The organism is Halocynthiibacter sp. SDUM655004 (assembly GCF_026015885.1).
Taxonomy (GTDB): Bacteria; Pseudomonadota; Alphaproteobacteria; order Rhodobacterales; family Rhodobacteraceae; genus Falsihalocynthiibacter; species Falsihalocynthiibacter halioticoli.
On sequence record NZ_JAPDUG010000001.1, the window covers coordinates 669,755 to 689,715 of the forward strand.

Here is a 19,961-nt window from a genome sequence, read left to right on the forward strand (position 1 = left end):
TGATGCCGCCGAGGCGGTGTTCCAATTTTCGTATTTCTGCGTTCGCTACTCTAGCGGGCTGTTAAAGCCTGTTTGGTAGCTCTCTTTCCTGTGTTTCGCGCGCTCTTTTCGTCATTCGGCGAGGCGCTGCATGTGGATGTGGAAAGGGATTTCAATGAATAAAGCAATTACCGAGGGGCTGCTCCTCATGCCGCCAGCATTTTCGAATGGGCTGGATCAATGGTCATCACAGGATGGCACGGTTGGATCAGATACCTATGACGGGGCGGTCAATGCGGCCTTTGTTGCGGCAGATCAGGATTTCGGTGGTTGTCTTGAATTGCTGAAATCAGAAACAACACAGAAGCTGCGCGCAATGGTTCAGACGCCGCTGCACCCTGGATGCTATCTTCAGATCAAAGCGCGGGTGAAGGCCATTAGCGGGAACCTTCCGAATGTCGAAATTGCCGGTTGGGCCGGTGGTGCGGGCGATGTGCATGTTTTGGACGTTGTGGAGGCGGGTCCATCTGTTGCGCTGACGTCGTATGGCGAAGTTGTTGAGGTGTCGGCGATTGTGGGCACAGGGGCGCGCAACGGTGTTGATATGCCATGGGGCCAAGACGCGCTTTATGGGCATTTCGGCTTGAACCTAACGGGGGCAAATGGCGGTGTCGTTCGGATCGATGATATCCAGATCACCGATGTGACCAATGTGTTCCTGCGGGACATGATGGACTGGGTGGATGTACGAGATTATGGCGCAATCGGGGACGGCGTTACGGACAATGCCGCCGCGTTTAACGCCGCCGATGCCGCAGCGAATGGGCGGCAGGTGCTTGTTCCTGAAGGAGTTTATGCGCTTGCGAGCAACGTTACGTTTGAAAGTCCTGTGCGGTTTCAGGGGCAAGTCACGGCGCCAAAAGAGGTGCGTCTTTCGCTCACTAAGAACTTTGACTTCGGCAGTTATGTTGATGCGTTCGGGGGCGACGAGGTTTTGGCGCTTGAGAAGGCGATACAGGCGCTTTTCAATTTCACCGACCATGAATCGCTTGATCTGCAGGGCCGACGGATTGAGTTAACACGCCCGATCGACGTGCAGGATGTGGTTAACAACATTTCGACATATGCCATCCGCCGCGTCATTCGGAACGGGCAGTTTAATGTTCTGGCGGACCCCGCATGGGACACTGATGTTGTGACCTCGACCGCAAGCTACTCGGCCAGCACCTCCACAGAACTCACCAATGTGGCCAATATCGCGAATATCCAGCCCGGTTCGCTGGTAGAAGGCAATGGGGTGGGCCGTGAGGTCTATGTGAAATCTGTGAATGTCGGGGCGCAGACGCTCACGTTAAGCCAACCTCTTTTCGGCGCTGCGAGCAATCAGAGCTATACCTTCAGCCGGTTTAAATATGCGCTTGATTTCAGTGGGTTCTCTGGGCTGGATAAGTTCGTTCTGGATGACATCGAATTCCAGTGTAACGGCATCTCTAGCGGGATTTTGCTTGCACCTGAGGGGCTGATATTCCATGTGCGGGATTGTTTTATCACCAAACCCAAAGATCGCGGGATCACCTCGCACGGGCGCGGATGTCAGGGCATGCTGGTTGACCGTTGTCAGTTCATTTCGAATGAACAGCCCATGCGTGCACAGGACCGTACGACGATCGCGATGAACGTCAACGCAAACGATACCAAGATGCGCGACAACCGCGTCATGTTGTTTGCTGCCTTTGGTGTTTGGGCAGGTACAGGACACCTGTTTTCCGGCAACCACTGGTTCCACGGCGACGGTGAAACAGATGGTGTACGCCGTGCGGGCGTGATCTTTACAACGCCAAACCCGAAATCAACCGTGGTTGGGAACTACATCGATAACAACTTTATCGAGATGACTAACGAGCATGACGCCACGCCAGATTGGAACAACCAATATTCCTTCGGAGGCATCACGATCACGGGCAATATTTTCACGGTTAATGATGTTGCACCGTGGTTCAGTTGGATCGTGGTCAAGCCATATGGCAGCGGTCATTACCTGCATGGGTTTAACCTTTCGGGTAACGTGTTCCGAGCGCTGAACGGCAACATTGAACGTATCGAACGTGTGGATGAAACATACGCTGGATTGGATATGTCAAAATCGCGAAACGTGGTCGTACAGGGGAACGCGTTCAATTCCGTAGATACGCCGATTTTCAACCCGTTGATGGTGCGTCATACGGAGGCTGCAAATGCAACGACATGGGAGATCCCGACCGACGGCAAGCTCCCGTTCGGCGGCAGGGCGCGCCGTGTGGAAGGATTCGTGATGGATCAGCAGGTTCTGCGCGGAAGCAATACGGCGCATTACGAGTTTCCCTATGTGTCGCTTCAGCAAGGTGCTGATCAAAGTGAAGCTCATCTGAAATGGTCGCAGGCCTGTCGCGGGCGTGTGCAGATAACGCTTCGTATGGATAATGCAACCTAGCAAGTTTCGGAAAGGCTCCTGTGATAGCAGGGGCCTTTTGCTTTTGGGAATAGCGGGAATGTGGCGTAAGGTAAGGGGAAAGCTATTGAAAAAGGAGATTGCCCATGCCTCGGATCACCAAGGATGCCACATCGCAAACCGTTGTCACGACGTTTGAAATGACGCCGGGCACCTGTCAGGATTTGTTGGATGCGCTGACGGATGCCTATGACTCCTTTATCAGCAAACAACCCGGGTTCATTGCCGCTGGACTGCATGTAAATGATGCGCAAACCCGCATTGCGAACTATTCACAATGGGAAAAGCGCGAAGATTTTCAGGCCATGCTTCGTACCGATGAAATGCGGAAACGCAATCGCGCGATCAACGAGCTTTGCAAAAGCTTTGAGCCGGTTATGTACGAAGTTGCGGCTGTTTTCTGATTATTCGGGATATAGCGCCAAACATTGATCAACGCCTGCTTTAGCGCGTTTCTGTTCCTCTGGAAGGCGTTGTTTCAACTGCGCGAGCTTCCTCTTTTCTGCATCAAGATCAACCGTGACCGGAGTTGTGACGGTTCGGTAATATGTCTCTGGGCAGGAATAGGAGCGGATCGAATAGGAATCATAGCAGCGGCCGTAAACCGTGTAGGGCACGCGCTGGACATTGACGCCATAGCCGCGATTGATATTCGCTTCGGTGACCGCGATAAGTTGGGCAATGTTGCGCTGGTTTGCGGTCACTGAAGAAATGCAGCGTTGCTGTTGCGTGGCGCAGGCGGACAACGCGAGGAGGGTGCCGAGGGCGATAAAGGGCTTCATGTGCAAATCCGCTAACAGTCAGAATAAGTGTTTAATCACAATAGGTGCCGACGCGATTGAAAGCAATTCCGACTAGAATTTTGATTGCGATTTGCCACGATACGTCCGCGTCCCGGCTTTGCCCGCTGTGCTGCGCCCTCGTGATTTCACTGCATCCCGCGAGGCAGCTTCAACGGCGGATTGTCGTGCCAACGGATCATCGGCAATTGTAAGCTCGACGCTTTCAAGCCGTTTGACCTCGTCGCGCAGGCGCGCGGCTTCTTCAAACTCAAGGTTCTCTGCAGCTTTGCGCATATCGTTTTTGAGCGCTTCGAGATGAGCGGCAAGGTTTGCGCCAACTTTGGGTGCATCGATCTTGGCGGTGACACGGTTCATATCCACATCGCCATCGTACAATCCGGACAATACATCCTCGACATTTTTGCGCACGGTTTGCGGCGTGATGCCGTTGGCCTCGTTATAGGCGATCTGTTTCTCTCGGCGGCGGTTGGTCTCGCCGATTGCGCGCTCCATGCTTCCGGTAATCTTGTCGGCATACATGATCACGCGACCATCGGCATTCCGCGCGGCGCGGCCCACGGTTTGGATGAGCGAGGTTTCGGAGCGCAGAAAGCCTTCTTTGTCGGCATCGAGAATGGCAACAAGCCCACATTCAGGGATATCCAGCCCCTCTCGCAACAGGTTGATCCCGATCAGAACATCAAACGCCCCAAGCCGCAGATCACGCAGGATTTCGATGCGTTCAAGCGTGTCGATATCGCTGTGCATATAGCGCACTTTGATGCCCTGCTCGTGCAAGTACTCGGTGAGGTCCTCTGCCATGCGTTTGGTTAGTGTCGTAACCAGCGTGCGGAAACCGTTTTCGGTGACGCGGCGAACTTCATCAAGCAAATCATCCACTTGCATCTCGACCGGACGCACTTCGATCACAGGGTCAAGAAGGCCTGTCGGGCGAATAACCTGTTCGGCAAATACACCACCGGATTGCTCAAGCTCCCAGTCCTTGGGGGTGGCAGAAACGAAAATCGTCTGGCTCCGCATGGCATCCCATTCCTCGAACTTAAGAGGGCGGTTGTCCATGCAAGAGGGCAAGCGGAAGCCGTGTTCCGCGAGGGTGAACTTACGGCGGTAGTCGCCTTTGAACATCCCGCCGATCTGCGGCACCGACACATGGCTCTCATCGGCAAAGACGATTGCGTTGTCGGGGATGTATTCAAACAGGGTGGGGGGCGGTTCGCCGGGCGCGCGGCCGGTCAGGTAGCGAGAATAGTTCTCGATCCCGTTGCAGAACCCTTGCGCCTCCAGCATCTCGAGGTCAAATCGGGTGCGTTGTTCAAGACGCTGGGCCTCAAGAAGTTTGCCCTCGTCTTCAAGCTGTTTGAGCCGGACCGTGAGCTCGGCCTTAATCGACTGGATCGCCTGAAGCAGGGTCGGGCGCGGAGTTACGTAGTGGGAGTTCGCATAGACACGGACCTTTTCCAGTACGTCGGTGCGCTCGCCTGTGAGTGTGTCAAATTCCGTAATCGCTTCTAGCTCATCACCAAAGAACGACAAACGCCATCCGCGATCTTCGAGGTGGCTTGGCCAGATTTCGAGACTGTCGCCCCGGACACGGAATGTACCGCGCGAGAAGGCGTTGTCGTTACGGCGGTATTGTTGTGCTACGAAGCCAGCCATGATCTCACGCTGGTCATAGGTTTCGCCCGCAATCAGATCCTGCGTCATCTCATTATAAGTCTCGGGCGAGCCGATGCCGTAAATGCATGAAACAGAAGCAATAATTATTACATCATCCCGTTCGAGCAGGGCGCGCGTCGCGCTGTGGCGCATGCGGTCGATCTGTTCGTTGATCTGGCTTTCTTTCTCGATGAATGTATCAGAGCGGGGCACATAGGCTTCGGGCTGATAATAGTCATAGAAAGAGACAAAATACTCGACGGCGTTGTCTGGAAAGAAGCCTTTGAACTCGCCATACAGCTGCGCAGCGAGCGTCTTGTTGGGTGCGAGGATAATCGCGGGGCGTTGGGTTTCTTCGATGACCTTGGCCATTGTAAAGGTTTTACCGGTACCTGTGGCACCAAGCAGAACCTGATTTCGGTCACCTTCGTTTACACCTGCGGAGAGCTCTTTGATCGCTGTCGGCTGATCGCCCGCTGGTTCAAACTCTGTGTTCATTACAAAGCGCTTGCCGCCTTCGAGTTTCTCGCGGCGGATCGGGGCTGGTTTTGTCACGGGTGCGGTCATTGGCGAATCCTCATCCGGTTAGATTTGATCACTTTTTGTTCTTCTTCAAGGGGCGTGACCGACTCTGTGCGAGAAGTTAACGGGTGCTTTCTGCTTTAGGGAGAGTTTTAGCTATAAACAATCAGCTTAAGTGCGATTTCCCTTTGTGTTTGCGGTTTGTTCGGCCCTAGACTGAACTGGTAAACAGAAGGCCGGCTGCCGACCTGCCCGCACCACCCACCCCACCCCTCACTCCAAGGGCCGGTCGGCAGCCAAATTTACATCTCCAGTTTGGGTGCTTTCTTAGTAAATTTCGACAGATGCGGCGCTTCGTCTGCTTTCTTGGGCTTGCCATCGGCGCAGAATCTTTGCCATAACGACGCCAAGGTTTTAAGGAGATCGCAATGCGCGCCCGTATTTATCAGCCAGCACGAAACGCCATGCAATCCGGCATGGGCAAAACCAAGACCTGGGTGCTTGAGTTTGCACCTGCCTCGGCTCGTTCGGTTGATCCGCTGATGGGGTGGACAAGCTCGAATGACACGCAAAGCCAAGTGCGCCTGAAATTCGACAGCAAGGAAGCCGCGCTTGCCTATGCTGAAGATAACGGGCTCGAAGCTGTTGTGATGGAGCCGAAAAACCGTAAACCTGTGATCCGTCAGGGCGGCTATGGCGAGAATTTTGCCACCAACCGTCGCGGTGTCTGGACGCATTAACGATTTACGGCTGCTAAGTCGCAGCCAATACAAACAGAACTACGGTCCCGTAGCTCAACTGGATAGAGCACCTGACTTCTAATCAGGGGGTTGGGGGTTCGAGTCCTCCCGGGATCGCCATTATCAGAAAATGCTTGGTTCTCACGGCCTGCCGTTGATGGTTTGCAGTAGCTTCGTGTGCTTTCATCTCGTTCTGTTAGAATTCTGCTCCTTTAAAGCGAAACTCCCACGGGCCAGTAGCTAACCGAATTTCTCACCAATAACTTGTGCGATTGCTTTGACCCCATGCCTTCACACATGGCTCTGGCCAAGGACCTTCAGCCTCTGCAAGACCAGAGGCCGGCCAAGCGCAATCAGCTGCAAGCCCCAAGCACCCTGAGCGGGCCAGCTCAAGCCATATGGCACACTAAAGCGACTTATTCAGGATTGATCGGCGGATTGTATTGGCGCATGACATCTAGTGGTCGTTTTTGGGAGTATGCGACCATCGCGTTTGGGTCCGGGTATCCAACTCCCATGAAGAAAATCGGACGCTCGTATCCCTCAAGACCAAGGACCTTCTCCGCTCGCTTTTCGTTCTTCTCGACATCAGGCCAGTTGAAAATGCAGGAGCTCAAGCCAAGGGTTTCCAAAGCGTAGTTGAAGGACATAGCGGCGAGGGAGCCGTCAATGTAGATCACGTGCCGATCTCGCTCGCTGTAGAAAGCGTCCAGGGTTCCCACGATTGCTACAATCACTGGAATGTTGTGTTTGAAGCCGGCAGTCCCCCCAGGCAATGACGCCACGGTCGAGACTGTTTCCGGGTCATCGAAAACGAGGAACCGAAAGGGTTGCCGATTACATGCACTCGGGGAAAGGCCAGCCACTGTGAAGGCCTTGTCTAACAATTCTCGGGGTACTGGCTTTTGCTCGAACCACCGCACTGATCGGCGCAAGACGGCCAACCGTTCGAATTGCTCGAAGGAAACGGGTTTCTCATCAAGGTTGCGTTTGTAAGGGACACGCTCGGAACCTGTGCAAGTGTCCTTAGGAACCGGACATTTCTCAAAAGCCTCACGGGCCAGATCGAGCACCGGGTCAGGAGCAACTGCGCCGAAATATGTGTTAAGAACGTCGTACGCCCAATGGAGAGATTCTACCGTGCTTTCCTCGGAGCGCGAAGGCTCTGCAACGAGTTTCCGGTAAACGTTGACGGTTTCAAGGATATAGTCCTTCGCAAATACCGGCCGCCGAGGTTGCATCAACAACCCTTTTTCTATGCGATGCACATTCCGACGCATCAGGAAAATATTGGCATCATTCTCTTGCAATTCTGCGTGGTACTTTGCGCGCCCAAGAAGAACCGCTCTTTCTTCTCTTTGGAAACGCCACGACAACAGCGAGTAGTAGGCTGATGCCAAAGGCTTGGCTTGCGATGCAATTTTGAGACCAGATGTATGCGCCGATGAGGCCAAACGAGCCGCTCCCGAAGATCGGTAACGTAGGCGGGCGTCTCGAAGTCGATCAAGCTGACTCTCAGGTAGGATACTCTTTACTAAAGTCTTCATCGTTAACTATTCTCCCTAAAATTATCGCTTTGGGCTCGGGTACATGTGCTTGGCGAGTTCGTCCTTTATGTTTTGACTATCTGCTCAATTGAATGGGTCATACGCGTTTGATCATTAAACGGCCAAACCCCCAAAGCGAACAAGTATAAATTCTCTCAGCGTCAAGCAGGTTTGTTGTTAGCCGCCCGCCTGTGCAATCGGGTTTAATCTTGGCGATCATTAATATTGCCCCGCGCAAGAAGCTTCTGGCCCTCGTCTTAGTTCTCAGAAACCTGTCTGCCTGGCTCTATTACGATACCCGTATCGGTAAGACTGTTGCTTTACGAATGGACCTCCCCGTCGAAGCGCACATGTCTATACCACAACTTTCAGTAATCTTTGTTGAAGCAAAAAACAGATCAATAAACACGCTCAACACTTTAGATGCTGCGAATACAAAAAATATGATCAGACGCCCTGAATGTGGACGGCCCGCAGGCAGCAGTATCAGCCGACTAATCTTTGCAAATCAAGAGTTTTTCTAACGCCGCATAGGGCACAGCAAGGAATGCCAGCCTCACGGACTTAACGATGTACCAACAGGCGGCATTCGGAAATTCAGTCTTTTTGTATGAATGATTGCTACGAAACCTTCGCCTCATTCAACCCTTTTGAAACCCAGATGTGGTCACACTGAGGTAAGACCGCCATCTGACTAGATCGCCTTAAATTTTCATTTTTTCATACAGGCTTGCTTGCAACTTGATGCGCTTTTGTGTGTCAGAATTTCTCTGAAAACCCTGGACTTTGTTGCTGAAAGCTCGAATTGCCATATTTCCATACGAGACTTCGAGCCAACGCGTTTGCTCACCCCGTTTCTTTCAACCGTTGCTGTTTCTGCAGAACTCCCCCAAGTTTTTTCACCGCTCCAATGATAGGTATTGGCGCAAGTTCGTTACCAACCGGCCATTGGATTCATATTAGGCGTAGGAGTTGAAAACACGTCAGAAGATGCGCGGCAGATTCAATCAGCGGATCAAGATGGTGCAAATGATTGATCTTAATTAGGAATGCCCATTTGAGACGGTCGACGCAGTCAACGAAATTTTGAAAGCAACTTCCCTTCAGGCGAGCTACGAGAGTGTAACGCACGCCTCTTGGTAATTGCCGAACAATCTCGGTTTGTTCATTGAATTCAACGCAGAGGAACTATTCAAAAAATATAGTTGTTTTCGCATTGGCTTAGCGGGTGCCTCTCTAGCTTTGGAACCGAATGAAAAATGATTTCGAGTGAAAAGAGCTGCCTCTGGTGCGCTGGCGCTAACTTTTTCGCGTGCAGCACATTCCTCTACCTTTCGCTTTCCATCCATACAACTGGTCTTCGCTGCAACTAATTGGCAAGGCACAATCCACTCAAGGCGCTATGAAGTGCTTCTCAATTGAAATGACTTCGTAACATCATGCATTGCATCACGCGTGTTACGAGGCTGTTTTGTGACGGCGCTCACGGTACAATCAGTGAATCTCGCCCTGATTAACGGTGATATCGAAACGATGAGGCCTACATAACCGATCGCCGAGGCTGTAGCGATTCGCGATGGAACCATCTTGTTTGTTGGCAATTGCGATGATGTGAAGGCTTTGGATGTGCGTCTGCGCGGCATGGAAACGTGCCTCCCATGGCGGCTAACCTCGGCATATGGGAAATTGGCCGCCCGACGATGGTAGACGGGAATGTGAGCCTCGGCGCTGTTCTAAACTCATTGGCGCTGGCAATCGCTGTGACCACCAAATACACGCCTGATATGCAGCCTAGCGCGACCTATTTAGACCGAGACGCGAATGGCAGCCCAACAGAGCTTGCGATTGAAATGAATTTTCGCAGTTTAAGTGAAATCGGTCTTTCGCGATCCAGAACGATCGTGCCGGAACCTACCATGCGCTGCAGCAATTCCTCGCCACTAGAAAACAAGAACGGCGCGGCCACGAAGGCTGCGCCGTTATTTTTTGGAACGCCCTATACCAAATTAGTAGAGGCGCAAACAAAGAGCGGTTTAGTCCCACTCAACCCCGAACTCGCGCACGAGGCCTTGAACCTGTGCTTCCGTAAGCAGATTTGGCGTCATACCGCGGGTCATCAGGGTGAGCTTGGCGGTTTCTTCGAGTTCTTCCATCGCATAGGCCGCCGCCTCGAGCGTTTTTCCCGCCACCACTGGCCCGTGATGAGCTAAAACCACTGCCGAGCGTTTGCCAGCAAGCCCACGGATTGCGCCGCCCATCGCCGGATCGCCGGGCATGAAATAGGGCAGGAGTGCCACCTTGCCCAACCGCATCACGCCGTAGGCTGTAATCGGTGGCAACATGTTGTCTGGGTCCACATCGGGCAGCACAGAAAGCGCGACCGAGTGGCAGGAATGCAAGTGGACAATCGCGCCAGCCTTGTCTCCGCGCGTGTCGTAGAATGCAGAATGCAGTGGCATTTCCTTGGTCGGTTTGTCGCCGCCAATGTGGTTGAGCTTGTCGTCAAATCGGCTCAGGCGGGCGGGGTCAAGGCGCCCGAAGGAACTTCCTGTGGGTGAGACGAGCAACCCGCCATCTTCGGTTCTGGCCGAAATATTGCCGCTCGCGCCCGCCGTAAGGCCGCGATCAAACAGCGACTTTGCAATCAGGCAAATCTCTTCGCGGAGTTTGGTTTCGCTGCTGCTCATAGCTCCTCCAGAAGGGCAAGTGCGTCGGCAAAGAATGTCTCTGCGCCGAAGTTGCCCGATTTGAGGGTGAGTGCGATTTCGGTGTCACCGCTCTCGCAATAAGTCCAAGGCACGCCAGGAGCGATTTCTGGGCCGATGGTCATGCGCTGAACGCCCAGCCCTTTGGTCACAGCGCCCGATGTTTCACCACCTGCGGCCACAAAACGTTGGGTGCCCATGTCACGCGCATCCACGGCCAGTTCGGCAAGCGCCGCTTCAACCAATTCACCCGCGCGCGCAACGCCAAGTTTTTCCTGCGCTGCCAATACGGCCTCGGGTTCTGCGCTGGCATAGATCATTTTGACCGCCTCAATCGGTTGCGCCTTGAGCCACGCGCGCGCCGCTTCGTTGCCATTCTCCGCAAGGTCGAGCGGGTCAAGCCTAAGCGAGGCTGCTGAGCTTTTGATCGCGGCAACTTGTTTGCGGGTCATTTCCGAGCAACTACCTGCTAGAATAATTGCGCCCTTGGCAAGCTGCGGGGCGCTTGGGCGCTCGGCGTTCGCATCAAGTACACCGTCCTTGATGTAAAGGTCAGGCAACGGCATGGCCACGGCGCTGCCCCCTGTCATAAGCGGCATGTCGCGGCAGGCTTCGGCGATCGTATAGAGATCTTGGTTGGCCACGGCGTCAACGATTACGTGCTGCGTCCCCGTTGCTTTCAATTCGTCAAGACGCATACGAAGCGCATCTACGCCGCGATCCACCGCAAGACGATTCACAAGACCAACCGCGCCCGAAACCTGCGGCTCCAGAAGGCGCATCAGGTTGCTGTCGCGCATTGGGGTAAGCGGGTGGTTCCGCATCGGGCTTTCAGCGAGGGGCGCTTCGTTTACGAAGAGGTTGCCCATAAAGATGCTACGCCCGTTTTCTGGGAAGGCTGGGCAATAGATTGTCTGGTCAGTCCCGAGATCTGCCATGAGCGCCTCGGCGACGGGACCGATATTGCCTTTGTCCGTGCTGTCGAACGTAGAGCAGTATTTCCAGAAAAACCGCTCCGCTCCAGCAGCCTTGAGCCATTCAAGAGCACGACGACACTCTGCAACAGCCTCGTCAACGGGCGACGTCCTACACTTAAGGGCGATCACCTCGAATGCGGCGGTTGTTTCGGGTTTGGGCGCTTCATCGGGAATGCCCATGCGTAGCGAAACCTTAACGCCGCTACGTGCCAGTAGTCCGGCCAAATCCGTAGCGCCGGTGAAATCATCCGCGATACATCCGAGAATTGTTTTCATTTTCTTACCTGATGTTTGCAAGCACCGCGTTCGCCGTAGATTCATTTACGGCGAGTTGGGTGTCATAGAGAATGGCCAGTCGAAGAAGCGATTTAACATCAACGTCATGAGGCAGGGCCGACAGCGGGTCTATAAAGAATACAAGCGCATCAAGCCGCCCCTCGGCAATCATTGCTCCAAGCTGCGCATCGCCGCCTTTGGGCCCGCTTTTGAGTGCCGTGAGCGTTAGCCCGACCTCGTCAGTTAGCCGGCCGCCTGTTGTACCCGTGGCAAATAGCGTGAGCGGCTCGAGAGCAGCCTTGTTGCGCTTGGACCAGTCGATCAACAGGTTTTTCATACCATCGTGCGCGACAAGCGCCATTGTACTGCCCGAAGTCATAGGCATCCTTTCTGCATAATTTAATGTATGCGTAGTTTTCGTTTTCTATCCAGTTTCAGTGTGAGCGTAAAGTGCGGCGCCAATGTTTCGCGATTAGAATGGCGTAAATGCGATGGCAACCCCGATCAACGCGATCAAGAGCCCGCCGCGCGCGCCCGAAACAAATTTTTTCATGAGTGCCGCGTCGGGCGCCGTTTTCTTGCGCGCTGCATTCAGGCTCAGGAAATTCAGCGCTGCGGAGCAGCCAAGAACAATCGCCGCGCCGACGAGTTTTCCATAAAAGGCCCAGTTCAGGACCAGCGCCCCCTCCAGCGCCTGCACAAGCGCGATACCGGTAATCCAAAGAACAAGGATAGCGCCGAGGCTTATGAAGCCGAGCGTTCTCATGGCCGATTGAACAGGCGGGGCGGGCGGCGTTTTGGCCTTTGCATGGGCGGACTGCACGATGGAGCTGGCGATGGACACGCCACCGAAAAACAATGCTAGAAAATGCAGAAACTTAAGGAAAATCACCAACACATTCGGCTCCCGTGCTCAGAAATCACTTTGTTAACCGCATCATAGGAAGGTTTTGCATTTGATCCTAATGGTTTGTCCAACAAGTGGGAGTTTTTCTTGATGCCAGCGAGAAGGGGCGCGGGGGCCAAATTTGGCCGTCACGGCCCGAAATGGTAGGGTAAGGGTATTCTCAACCCAAGTTCATTGCAGAGAGTGAAAGGAATTTTCCATGGCCTATGTTGACGGATTTGTTGCCGCTGTTCCTGATGTGCGGAAACAGGAATTTATCGAACACGCTGAAATCATTGGTAAAGTTTTCATTGAACACGGCGCAATTGAATGCGTCGAATGTTGGGGTGATGAGGTGCCCGAAGGAGAGATCACGTCATTTCCGCGGGCCGTTCAAAAGAAGGACGATGAAACCATCGTGTTTTCATGGGTTCTATGGCCTGACAAAGCCACACGAGATGCGGGTATGAAGAAAACCATCGACGACCCGCGCGCACAGCCCGATGTCGCCCCGATGCCATTTGATGGAAAACGCATGCTTATTGGCGGATTTGAACAGATTGTTAAGTCTTAGGCCGTAAGACAGAGTCGCCCCGCGCAATTATCGCTGTTTGAAACGGAGGGTGGCCAAATGTTTGATGTGTTCGGAGCTGTGATGCTGCTTGCATTCATCGCGTTGGCGCTCTGTGCCGTCTATCTGCTGTTTGCGATTATTGGAGACATGGCCAAAGCCCGAGGGCATTCCCCGTGGGCATGGTGGACGATGTCTTTGCTCTGGTCGCCAATCGGCTCAATTTTCGTACTTTGGCTGTTCTTCCCAATTGAGACAGGCAGGGACAGCAACTGATGCAACTGGGCGTAGCCGAAAGCACGAACTACAGCGTTTGCTGAGCCTTGATCGGGAATGTCAGGTAGGATTTGGTGGAGCCTAGGGGAGTCGAACCCCTGACCTCTTGCATGCCATGCAAGCGCTCTACCAACTGAGCTAAGGCCCCTCACGCAGATATTGTCTGCGACCGTGTACTTATGGAAGCGCGCGCCGATGATCAAGCGAAAATCACGCGCGCTTCTGATAATTTTGCGATTAATCGTCGTCGTTGGTAGAGACGTCCGCGATTTCCTCAAGAGGCACTGTATCGTCGTCGTCGTCATCCTCGAGGATGTCGTCGTCGAGTTCTACATCGAGGTCATCTGCATCATCCTCGATCACGGCCTCATCGCCATCAACCAGATCTTTGGCTGTTGTTTCGGCGTCGGCTTTGTCTGCAACAAGGTTGCGTGTTTTCGCGCCCTCTTCGACGACAACTTCTTCGCCCGTGTAGGGGCTGATGATCGGAGTCTTATTGAGATCGTAGAAGCGTTTTCCGGTCTGGGGGCAAACGCGTTTCGTTCCCCATTCTTCTTTGGGCATTGTGATCCCCTTCAAGCTGGCTCATAAATTCGGATTTGGAGCCAACTGCCACAACAATTCGAGGGTGTCAAAGGCTTTTGAGGTTCCGGCACGATTGTTGCGGTATTTGGGCAGAAGTTCGCATAGGTTTGAATGAATGTTTAACAAGCGGGTACAGGTTGACAGTTTGCGGCTTTCAGGGTCTCCCGAGGTTGTTGTGAAGCTGCGCCGGTCTGCGCGTGCCAAGCGTTTGAGTTTGCGTGTGTCCCGTTTGGATGGCCGTGTCACTCTAACATTGCCGACGCGCGCGCGCGTCAAAGAAGCCGAACGATTTGCGAATGAAAAAGCCGATTGGATCCGCGCGCAACTTGGCGCTCAGGTCGAGCAGATTCGGCCCGCGCCGGGAAGTTGGGTCTGGTTTCGCGGGCAACGGTTGGAGATTGCCGAGGGTACGGGTCGCTCTGCGCGCTTGGTTGGCGGGCGATTGGAGGTTTCAGCAGAGCGTGCGGGCGTTAAGGTCGCGACATTCTTGAAACATGCGGCGCGTGCGGATTTGCTCGAGGCGAGCGAGGGGTATGCGCATGATCTCGGCGTCGAAATCGGCAAAATAACCTTGCGAGATACGCGCTCTCGATGGGGGTCCTGTTCTTACGAAGGGAACCTGATGTATTCGTGGCGGCTGGTGATGGCGCCGCCGGATGTCTTGCGTTATGTCGCGGCCCACGAGGTTGCGCATCGGTTGGAGATGAACCACTCACAGGCGTTTTGGGATCAGGTCGCGCGGATCTATCCCGATTATGTAGCGCCCCGTAAGTGGCTTCGAGACAAGGGGCAAGAACTGCACCGGTTTCGCTTCAAGGATTGACCTCCGCAAGATTTGTGATCACATTGCGGCATGACGTTCAAACTCAAGGAAAATGAGGCCGTTCACGAACAGGTCTATCGCCATCTCAGGGCCAAGATCATGCACGGTGAACTTGCGCCCGGCCAATCGCTCACGCTGCGTGGGGTTGGTAAAGATTACGGAATATCCATGACGCCCGTGCGCGAGGCGGCGCGACGTTTGGTAGCCGAAGGGGCGCTGACGCTGTCCTCATCTGGGCGGATTTCGACGCCGGAATTGTCGAACGAGCGGATTGAAGAGCTTGCCGCGCTGCGGGCGTTGCTTGAGCCGGAGCTGTCGAGCCGCGCGCTTCCAAGGGCGCATATGGCGTTGATTGAACGGCTTCAATCCATCAACGCAACGATCGCCGAGCATGTGGCGAAACAGGATGCGGTTGGCTACATCCGGACTAATCTGGAATTTCATCGCACGCTTTATCTGCGCGCACAGGCCCCAGCGATTTTGGCCATGACAGAAACGGTCTGGCTCCAGCTTGGGCCGACAATGCGCTCGCTCTATGGAAAATTGCGCCGGACCGATCCGCCGCGCAATCACCGACTTATCATTGCAGCACTTCGGGCGGGAGACGAGCCAGGGCTGCGCTTGGCCATTCGTACAGACGTTACGCAGGGGCTTCGACTTTTGGCGAGTTGACTGGCGTTATTGCGCAGGAATGACCTGATCGTATGGGGATACAACGGCTGTATCTGGCGTAGGTGCCTGCGCGCTCGCCACGCATTTGTTTACGTCACGCCCTGAAAGGCGAAGGCCAGAAGCAAGGCTGCGCAGGAATTGCACCTCAGGGCGGATCAACCCGCGATGGCGCGTCGCAATCTTGAGGGCCGCACTATAACAGAGTCGACGGTTTGCGAGGCTCAACCCCTTTCCAAGCGCACGACATTCCAGCGGTGTCATATCGCGTTTGGTGTTCTTGATCAGCTTCACGATTTCTTCGGGCGCGATGTGATGGCCTGTCATTTCATAGCCAAGACGCGCGATCACTCGGATTTCATGCGCATCCACCTTACGATCGATGATCGACATATGGCACATGACATTCACAACGGCCTCTGCGTCCGATCTGCTTGGCGGCGTCGCGCGTGCAGGAATGAGCGCGCGCAGTGAGGGTACAAAAGCAAAGAGCGCTGCAATCGCGGCTAACAACAGCGCAAATGCACCAAGGATGACTGGCGTGCGGTGTTTTGGAGAAAGGTCAGGGGTTGCAGGAAGAGCGGCGCTAAACACACCCTCAGCCTGCGCATCCCGGAAGCCACCAGGGAAAAATTCCTTGTGGCTTCCGGGAGTGCAACTGGATTCACTAGCTACATACCGTTGGTTGGTCACTGCGAGCTCTAGCCCAAAAATTGTTGTTACGTCTGCAAGGACACACAGTGAGAGGGCCGGCGCATGGGGGAGCGCGGCGTGTTCTGTTTCGACAAAGTAAAGTTTTTGGCCGGTACGAGCCTCTGATGGGAGAGGCGAATTTACTGCTAGGACACTTGTTAATATAGCCAGTAACGCGTTGCGCATCTTGCACCTTTGCAAAAAGAAGACGGACAGCCCGCAGGGACCATCCGTCACTTGTCATGCAAAAATGCGGCACGATTGTGCCGGATTAGGGAAATTAGCTAGGCGTGGATCGCGCCGTCGCCACAGGCAAGGGCCGCTTCGCGAACCGCTTCCGAGTAGGTCGGGTGCGCGTGGCAGGTTAGGGCGATGTCTTGCGCGCTGGCGCCGAATTCCATGGCCACGCAGATTTCGTGGATCATATCACCCGCAGCAGGGCCGATGATATGCGCGCCGAGAACACGGTCTGTGTCTTTGTCCGCGAGGATTTTCACGAAGCCTTCGCCTTGGAACACGGCCTTTGCACGGGCATTGCCCATGAAGGAAAACTTGCCGACCTTATAGTTAACGCCCTTTTCTTTAAGGCTTTGCTCGGTCGCGCCAACGCTGGCCACTTCTGGGGCGGTATAGATCACGCCGGGGATCACGTCATAGTTCACGTGGCCGGATTTGCCCGCGATCTGCTCGGCAACGGCCATACCTTCGTCTTCGGCTTTGTGCGCGAGCATCGGCCCTTCGATCACGTCGCCAATGGCATAAACGCCGTCGACATTGGTGGCCCAGTGACCGTCGGTTGCGATCTGGCCGCGCTCTGTCATCTTCACGCCAAGCGCATCGAGGCCGAGGTTGTCAACGAACGGACGGCGGCCTGTGGCGACCAGAACAACATCGGCGTCGATGGTTGCTTCGCTGTCATCCTTGCGCAGTTTGTAGTTCACTTTGGCCTTGGTTTTGGTCTTGTCGACGGACTGAACCGCAGCGCCCATAACAAAGCTAAGGCCTTGTTTTTTAAGGATACGTTGCAGAGTCTTCTGAACGTCTTTGTCCATGCCAGGTGTGATTTCATCAAGGAATTCAACCACGGTCACTTCGGCACCCAAACGCGCATAAACCGAGCCAAGTTCAAGGCCGATTACGCCAGCACCGATCACAACCATTTTCTTGGGTGTTTTGGGTAGGTCAAGCGCGCCAGTGGAGGTCACGACGATCTTCTCGTCTACCTCAACACCGGGTAGGCTGCTGGCTTCGGAGCCTGTCGCGATCACGATATTCTTGGCAGTGTGAACCTCGTCACCCACTTTGACTTTGCCAGCTTCGGGGATGCTGCCCCAGCCTTTGAGCCAGTCTATCTTGTTCTTTTTAAACAGGAATTCGATGCCCTTTGTGTTTTGGTCCACGACGTCCTGTTTGTAGGATTTCATCTGGTCCCAATCGACAGAGGGCGACTTTCCTTTGAGACCCATTTTCGCAAAGTTGTGCTCTGCTTCGTGCAGTTGGTGGCTGGCGTGCAGCAGCGCTTTGGACGGGATGCAGCCCACATTGAGGCAGGTGCCGCCGAGCGTTTCGCGGCCCTCTACACAGGCCGTTTTCAGGCCGAGTTGTGCAAGACGGATCGCGCAGACATAGCCGCCAGGGCCGCCGCCAATTACGATTGCATCATAGTTCGCCATGGGTCTTCTCCTTGGTCATTTTCGCCAAAAATGGCGATATTATTTGCATATGTTTTGCATATGATTTCCATATGCTCAAATTCGGACTGGCTTTGCCTGTGTCATGGTGGGTTTTGACAGTGTTCAGAACCATGGCACGAGCGCCGCGATATAGAGGGCGAAGGTGGCCAGAAAACCCGCAAGCCAAATGAGGCTCCGTGCCGGAATCATTCCCTTAAGATAGGTCACCACATAGATCGCCCGCGCCCCCAGAAACAGCCCCGCACAGATTTGGGTGACGGGGGTGGATTGGTCTGTCAGCGCAAGGATGACCACGGCAGGTGTGAAAAAGATCAGCGCCTCGCCGCTGTTGTTCAGGCACCGGTGAAGACGGCCAGTGATCCCCTTGAGGTAGGGCGAAACATCTTCGTCGCGCGTCCCGTAGAGCACCGAATGGGGAACATGCCGGCGCGCGATAATCATCAGCGCCAAGTAGAGCGCCGCGTGGATGAGGCCGGTGAGGGCAAGGGCTGTGAGTTCGGTGGTCATAGGCGGAATGCCTCTGGCGCGGGAAAGGAAAGGGGGCGATGCGCCCCCTTGGTTTTTACAGGTCCATCAACAGGCGGCGTGGATCTTCGAGCGCTTCTTTGACGCGCACGAGGAAGGTTACCGCGCCTTTGCCGTCAACGATCCGGTGGTCATAGGACAGAGCCAGATACATCATCGGGCGGATAACGACTTCGCCGTTGATCGCCATGGGGCGTTCCTGAATTTTGTGCATGCCGAGAATACCCGATTGTGGCGGGTTGAGGATCGGCGAGGACATCAGCGAGCCATAGACACCACCGTTGGAGATGGTGAAGGAGCCACCCTGCATTTCGGCCATCGAAAGCTTGCCGTCGCGGGCGCGGGCGCCTTTTTCGGCGATGGCTTTTTCGATGTCAGCAAAGGACATGCTGTCGGCGTCGCGGATCACAGGCACAACGAGGCCAGTTGGCGTACCGGCGGCGATGCCCATGTGGACATAGTTTTTATAGACGATGTCTGTGCCGTCGATCTCTGCGTTCACTTCGGGCACTTCTTTGAGTGCGTGGCAGCAGGCCTTGGTGAAGAAGGACATAAAGCCGAGCTTGACGCCGTGCTTCTTGAGGAACAGCTCTTTGTACTCGTTGCGGAGTGCCATCACCTCGGTCATGTCCACCTCGTTATAGGTGGTGAGCATGGCGGCGGTGTTTTGGCTATCCTTGAGGCGGCGCGCGATTGTCTGGCGCAGACGGGTCATCTTCACCCGCTCCTCACGCGAAGCATCGTCTGCTGTGACAGGCGTGCGCGCGGATGGCGCGGCTGCAGGGGCAGGGGCGGCTGCCGGAGCCGATGCGGCTTTCTGCACGTCTTCTTTCATGATGCGGCCATCGCGACCTGTTCCCTTAACGGAGGCAGGGTCGATGCCTTTTTCGGCCATAAGCTTTTTGGCGCTTGGAGCATCTTCCACGTCTTTGCCGCTGGTTGCGGCCGCGGGGGCTGCTTCTGCGGCGGCAGGCGCGGAGGAGGCGGAGGCAGTTGCACCGCCGATAACGGCGAGCTTGGCGGATGCGTCAACGGTTGTGCCTTCTTCGGCAACGATCTCGCTCAGGACGCCAGCGGCAGGGGACGGGACCTCAACCGAAACTTTATCTGTCTCAAGCTCACAGAGCATTTCGTCCTGTGCGACGGTATCGCCGACCTTTTTGAACCATGTGGACACAGTTGCTTCGGTCACGGACTCGCCAAGAGTTGGCACCATCACGTCAACCGCTTCGCCACCTGAGTCAGCAGGAGCAGCGGCGGGCGCTGCTTCGGCTTTGGCGGCAGGAGCAGCACTGTCGGATGCGCCATCGGCGATTGTAGCGAGCAGGGCGTCAACGCCAACGGTTGCGCCTTCTTCGGCAACGATCTCGCCCATTGTACCAGCAGCAGGGGCCGGAACTTCGACGGTCACTTTGTCTGTTTCCAGCTCACAGAGCATTTCATCAACGGCAACGGCGTCACCCGGTTTCTTGAACCAAGTGGCAACGGTGGCTTCGGTTACGGATTCGCCCAGTGTTGGAACGCGAACTTCGGTGGACATATTGGT

Annotated in this window: 19 protein-coding genes and 2 tRNA genes; 8 read left to right on the forward strand and 13 right to left on the reverse strand. The window is 54.7% G+C overall.

The features are described 5' to 3' along the window. Positions 1-154: 154 nt before the first annotated feature. Together N9C89_RS03295 and N9C89_RS03300 are read left to right on the forward strand one after the other, a co-directional pair. Positions 155-2,449, forward strand: coding sequence for a glycosyl hydrolase family 28-related protein (locus tag N9C89_RS03295; protein WP_263952412.1), 2,295 nt, complete (start codon positions 155-157; stop codon positions 2,447-2,449). A gap of 104 nt (positions 2,450-2,553) precedes the next feature. Continuing rightward, a complete protein-coding gene (locus N9C89_RS03300) occupies positions 2,554-2,871 on the forward strand; it encodes an antibiotic biosynthesis monooxygenase family protein (RefSeq protein WP_263952413.1) in 318 nt (105 codons plus the stop codon). Here the strand turns inward: N9C89_RS03300 and N9C89_RS03305 are convergent, their stop codons facing one another. Both N9C89_RS03305 and uvrB read right to left on the reverse strand, forming a co-directional pair. Then, entirely contained in the window at positions 2,872-3,249 is a 378-nt protein-coding gene (locus N9C89_RS03305) for a hypothetical protein (protein WP_263952414.1), read from the reverse strand. A 72-nt stretch (positions 3,250-3,321) separates the two neighbouring features. Beyond that, positions 3,322-5,493 (reverse strand): excinuclease ABC subunit UvrB, encoded by a 2,172-nt coding sequence (gene uvrB, locus N9C89_RS03310; protein WP_263952415.1) that lies wholly within the window; start codon positions 5,491-5,493, stop codon positions 3,322-3,324. A 383-nt stretch (positions 5,494-5,876) separates the two neighbouring features. Here uvrB and N9C89_RS03315 point away from each other — a divergent pair, with 383 nt between their 5' ends. Both N9C89_RS03315 and N9C89_RS03320 read left to right on the forward strand, forming a co-directional pair. Continuing rightward, positions 5,877-6,188, forward strand: a complete 312-nt coding sequence (locus N9C89_RS03315; RefSeq protein ID WP_263952416.1) for an ETC complex I subunit — start codon at positions 5,877-5,879, stop codon at positions 6,186-6,188. Positions 6,189-6,231: 43 nt separating this feature from the next. After that, a tRNA-Arg gene (locus tag N9C89_RS03320) sits at positions 6,232-6,308 on the forward strand. Between the two features lie 296 nt (positions 6,309-6,604). Here N9C89_RS03320 and N9C89_RS03325 read toward each other — a convergent pair. The 5 genes from N9C89_RS03325 to N9C89_RS03345 all read right to left on the reverse strand — a co-directional run bounded on the left by N9C89_RS03325 (position 6,605) and on the right by N9C89_RS03345 (position 12,591). Further along, positions 6,605-7,735 carry a nitroreductase family protein gene (locus N9C89_RS03325; protein ID WP_263952417.1) on the reverse strand — a complete coding sequence of 377 codons (1,131 nt, stop codon included), beginning with the start codon at positions 7,733-7,735 and terminating at the stop codon, positions 6,605-6,607. Between the two features lie 2,033 nt (positions 7,736-9,768). Then, the gene (locus N9C89_RS03330) at positions 9,769-10,422 is read right to left on the reverse strand and encodes an aldolase (protein ID WP_263952418.1); all 654 of its coding nucleotides are present in this window, start codon (positions 10,420-10,422) and stop codon (positions 9,769-9,771) included. Continuing rightward, positions 10,419-11,693 (reverse strand): 3-oxo-tetronate kinase, encoded by a 1,275-nt coding sequence (otnK, locus tag N9C89_RS03335; protein ID WP_263952419.1) that lies wholly within the window; start codon positions 11,691-11,693, stop codon positions 10,419-10,421. Before otnK ends, N9C89_RS03330 begins: the two co-directional genes overlap by 4 nt. Before the next feature lie 4 nt (positions 11,694-11,697). Then, complete coding sequence (locus tag N9C89_RS03340) at positions 11,698-12,072, reverse strand: methylglyoxal synthase (RefSeq protein ID WP_263952420.1); 375 nt, start codon at positions 12,070-12,072, stop codon at positions 11,698-11,700. 93 nt (positions 12,073-12,165) lie between these two features. Beyond that, a complete protein-coding gene (locus N9C89_RS03345) occupies positions 12,166-12,591 on the reverse strand; it encodes a hypothetical protein (RefSeq protein ID WP_263952421.1) in 426 nt (141 codons plus the stop codon). Between the two features lie 208 nt (positions 12,592-12,799). On the opposite strand from N9C89_RS03345, the gene N9C89_RS03350 reads away from it, so the two are divergent. Together N9C89_RS03350 and N9C89_RS03355 are read left to right on the forward strand one after the other, a co-directional pair. Continuing rightward, positions 12,800-13,153: a DUF1428 domain-containing protein gene (locus N9C89_RS03350; RefSeq protein ID WP_263952422.1), complete on the forward strand. Its 354-nt coding sequence runs from the start codon at positions 12,800-12,802 to the stop codon at positions 13,151-13,153. A 57-nt stretch (positions 13,154-13,210) separates the two neighbouring features. Further along, a complete protein-coding gene (locus tag N9C89_RS03355) occupies positions 13,211-13,426 on the forward strand; it encodes a hypothetical protein (RefSeq protein WP_263952423.1) in 216 nt (71 codons plus the stop codon). Positions 13,427-13,498: 72 nt separating this feature from the next. Here the strand turns inward: N9C89_RS03355 and N9C89_RS03360 are convergent. Together N9C89_RS03360 and N9C89_RS03365 are read right to left on the reverse strand one after the other, a co-directional pair. After that, positions 13,499-13,574 (reverse strand) — tRNA-Ala (locus N9C89_RS03360). Positions 13,575-13,663: 89 nt separating this feature from the next. Continuing rightward, the gene (locus N9C89_RS03365; protein ID WP_263952424.1) at positions 13,664-13,990 is read right to left on the reverse strand and encodes a TIGR02300 family protein; all 327 of its coding nucleotides are present in this window, start codon (positions 13,988-13,990) and stop codon (positions 13,664-13,666) included. Positions 13,991-14,126: 136 nt separating this feature from the next. Here N9C89_RS03365 and N9C89_RS03370 point away from each other — a divergent pair, with 136 nt between their 5' ends. Continuing rightward, on the forward strand, positions 14,127-14,834 hold the full coding sequence (locus N9C89_RS03370) for a M48 family metallopeptidase (RefSeq protein ID WP_263952425.1): 708 nt from the start codon (positions 14,127-14,129) through the stop codon (positions 14,832-14,834). A 30-nt stretch (positions 14,835-14,864) separates the two neighbouring features. Further along, positions 14,865-15,506, forward strand: coding sequence for a GntR family transcriptional regulator (locus tag N9C89_RS03375; protein WP_263952426.1), 642 nt, complete (start codon positions 14,865-14,867; stop codon positions 15,504-15,506). A gap of 6 nt (positions 15,507-15,512) precedes the next feature. Here N9C89_RS03375 and N9C89_RS03380 read toward each other — a convergent pair whose 3' ends face one another. From N9C89_RS03380 to odhB, 4 genes are all read right to left on the reverse strand, one after another. Then, positions 15,513-16,196, reverse strand: coding sequence for a hypothetical protein (locus N9C89_RS03380; RefSeq protein ID WP_263952427.1), 684 nt, complete (start codon positions 16,194-16,196; stop codon positions 15,513-15,515). Between the two features lie 284 nt (positions 16,197-16,480). After that, a complete protein-coding gene (lpdA, locus tag N9C89_RS03385) occupies positions 16,481-17,869 on the reverse strand; it encodes a dihydrolipoyl dehydrogenase (protein WP_263952428.1) in 1,389 nt (462 codons plus the stop codon). Positions 17,870-17,992: 123 nt separating this feature from the next. Beyond that, a complete protein-coding gene (locus tag N9C89_RS03390; RefSeq protein WP_263952429.1) occupies positions 17,993-18,397 on the reverse strand; it encodes an MAPEG family protein in 405 nt (134 codons plus the stop codon). A 55-nt stretch (positions 18,398-18,452) separates the two neighbouring features. Further along, complete coding sequence (odhB, locus tag N9C89_RS03395) at positions 18,453-19,955, reverse strand: 2-oxoglutarate dehydrogenase complex dihydrolipoyllysine-residue succinyltransferase (protein ID WP_263952430.1); 1,503 nt, start codon at positions 19,953-19,955, stop codon at positions 18,453-18,455. Between the last annotated feature and the right edge of the window lie 6 nt (positions 19,956-19,961).

What these genes read in the sequence shown, in the direction of transcription:
- N9C89_RS03295 (WP_263952412.1), top strand. Translation starts at nt 155, where the DNA reads ATGAATAAAGCAATTACCGAGGGGCTGCTCCTCATGCCGCCAGCATTT.
- N9C89_RS03300 (WP_263952413.1), top strand. Translation starts at nt 2,554, where the DNA reads ATGCCTCGGATCACCAAGGATGCCACATCGCAAACCGTTGTCACGACG.
- N9C89_RS03305 (WP_263952414.1), bottom strand. Translation starts at nt 3,249, where the DNA reads ATGAAGCCCTTTATCGCCCTCGGCACCCTCCTCGCGTTGTCCGCCTGC.
- uvrB (WP_263952415.1), bottom strand. Translation starts at nt 5,493, where the DNA reads ATGACCGCACCCGTGACAAAACCAGCCCCGATCCGCCGCGAGAAACTC.
- N9C89_RS03315 (WP_263952416.1), top strand. Translation starts at nt 5,877, where the DNA reads ATGCGCGCCCGTATTTATCAGCCAGCACGAAACGCCATGCAATCCGGC.
- N9C89_RS03325 (WP_263952417.1), bottom strand. Translation starts at nt 7,735, where the DNA reads ATGAAGACTTTAGTAAAGAGTATCCTACCTGAGAGTCAGCTTGATCGA.
- N9C89_RS03330 (WP_263952418.1), bottom strand. Translation starts at nt 10,422, where the DNA reads ATGAGCAGCAGCGAAACCAAACTCCGCGAAGAGATTTGCCTGATTGCA.
- otnK (WP_263952419.1), bottom strand. Translation starts at nt 11,693, where the DNA reads ATGAAAACAATTCTCGGATGTATCGCGGATGATTTCACCGGCGCTACG.
- N9C89_RS03340 (WP_263952420.1), bottom strand. Translation starts at nt 12,072, where the DNA reads ATGACTTCGGGCAGTACAATGGCGCTTGTCGCGCACGATGGTATGAAA.
- N9C89_RS03350 (WP_263952422.1), top strand. Translation starts at nt 12,800, where the DNA reads ATGGCCTATGTTGACGGATTTGTTGCCGCTGTTCCTGATGTGCGGAAA.
- N9C89_RS03355 (WP_263952423.1), top strand. Translation starts at nt 13,211, where the DNA reads ATGTTTGATGTGTTCGGAGCTGTGATGCTGCTTGCATTCATCGCGTTG.
- N9C89_RS03365 (WP_263952424.1), bottom strand. Translation starts at nt 13,990, where the DNA reads ATGCCCAAAGAAGAATGGGGAACGAAACGCGTTTGCCCCCAGACCGGA.
- N9C89_RS03370 (WP_263952425.1), top strand. Translation starts at nt 14,127, where the DNA reads ATGTTTAACAAGCGGGTACAGGTTGACAGTTTGCGGCTTTCAGGGTCT.
- N9C89_RS03375 (WP_263952426.1), top strand. Translation starts at nt 14,865, where the DNA reads ATGACGTTCAAACTCAAGGAAAATGAGGCCGTTCACGAACAGGTCTAT.
- lpdA (WP_263952428.1), bottom strand. Translation starts at nt 17,869, where the DNA reads ATGGCGAACTATGATGCAATCGTAATTGGCGGCGGCCCTGGCGGCTAT.
- N9C89_RS03390 (WP_263952429.1), bottom strand. Translation starts at nt 18,397, where the DNA reads ATGACCACCGAACTCACAGCCCTTGCCCTCACCGGCCTCATCCACGCG.
- odhB (WP_263952430.1), bottom strand. Translation starts at nt 19,955, where the DNA reads ATGTCCACCGAAGTTCGCGTTCCAACACTGGGCGAATCCGTAACCGAA.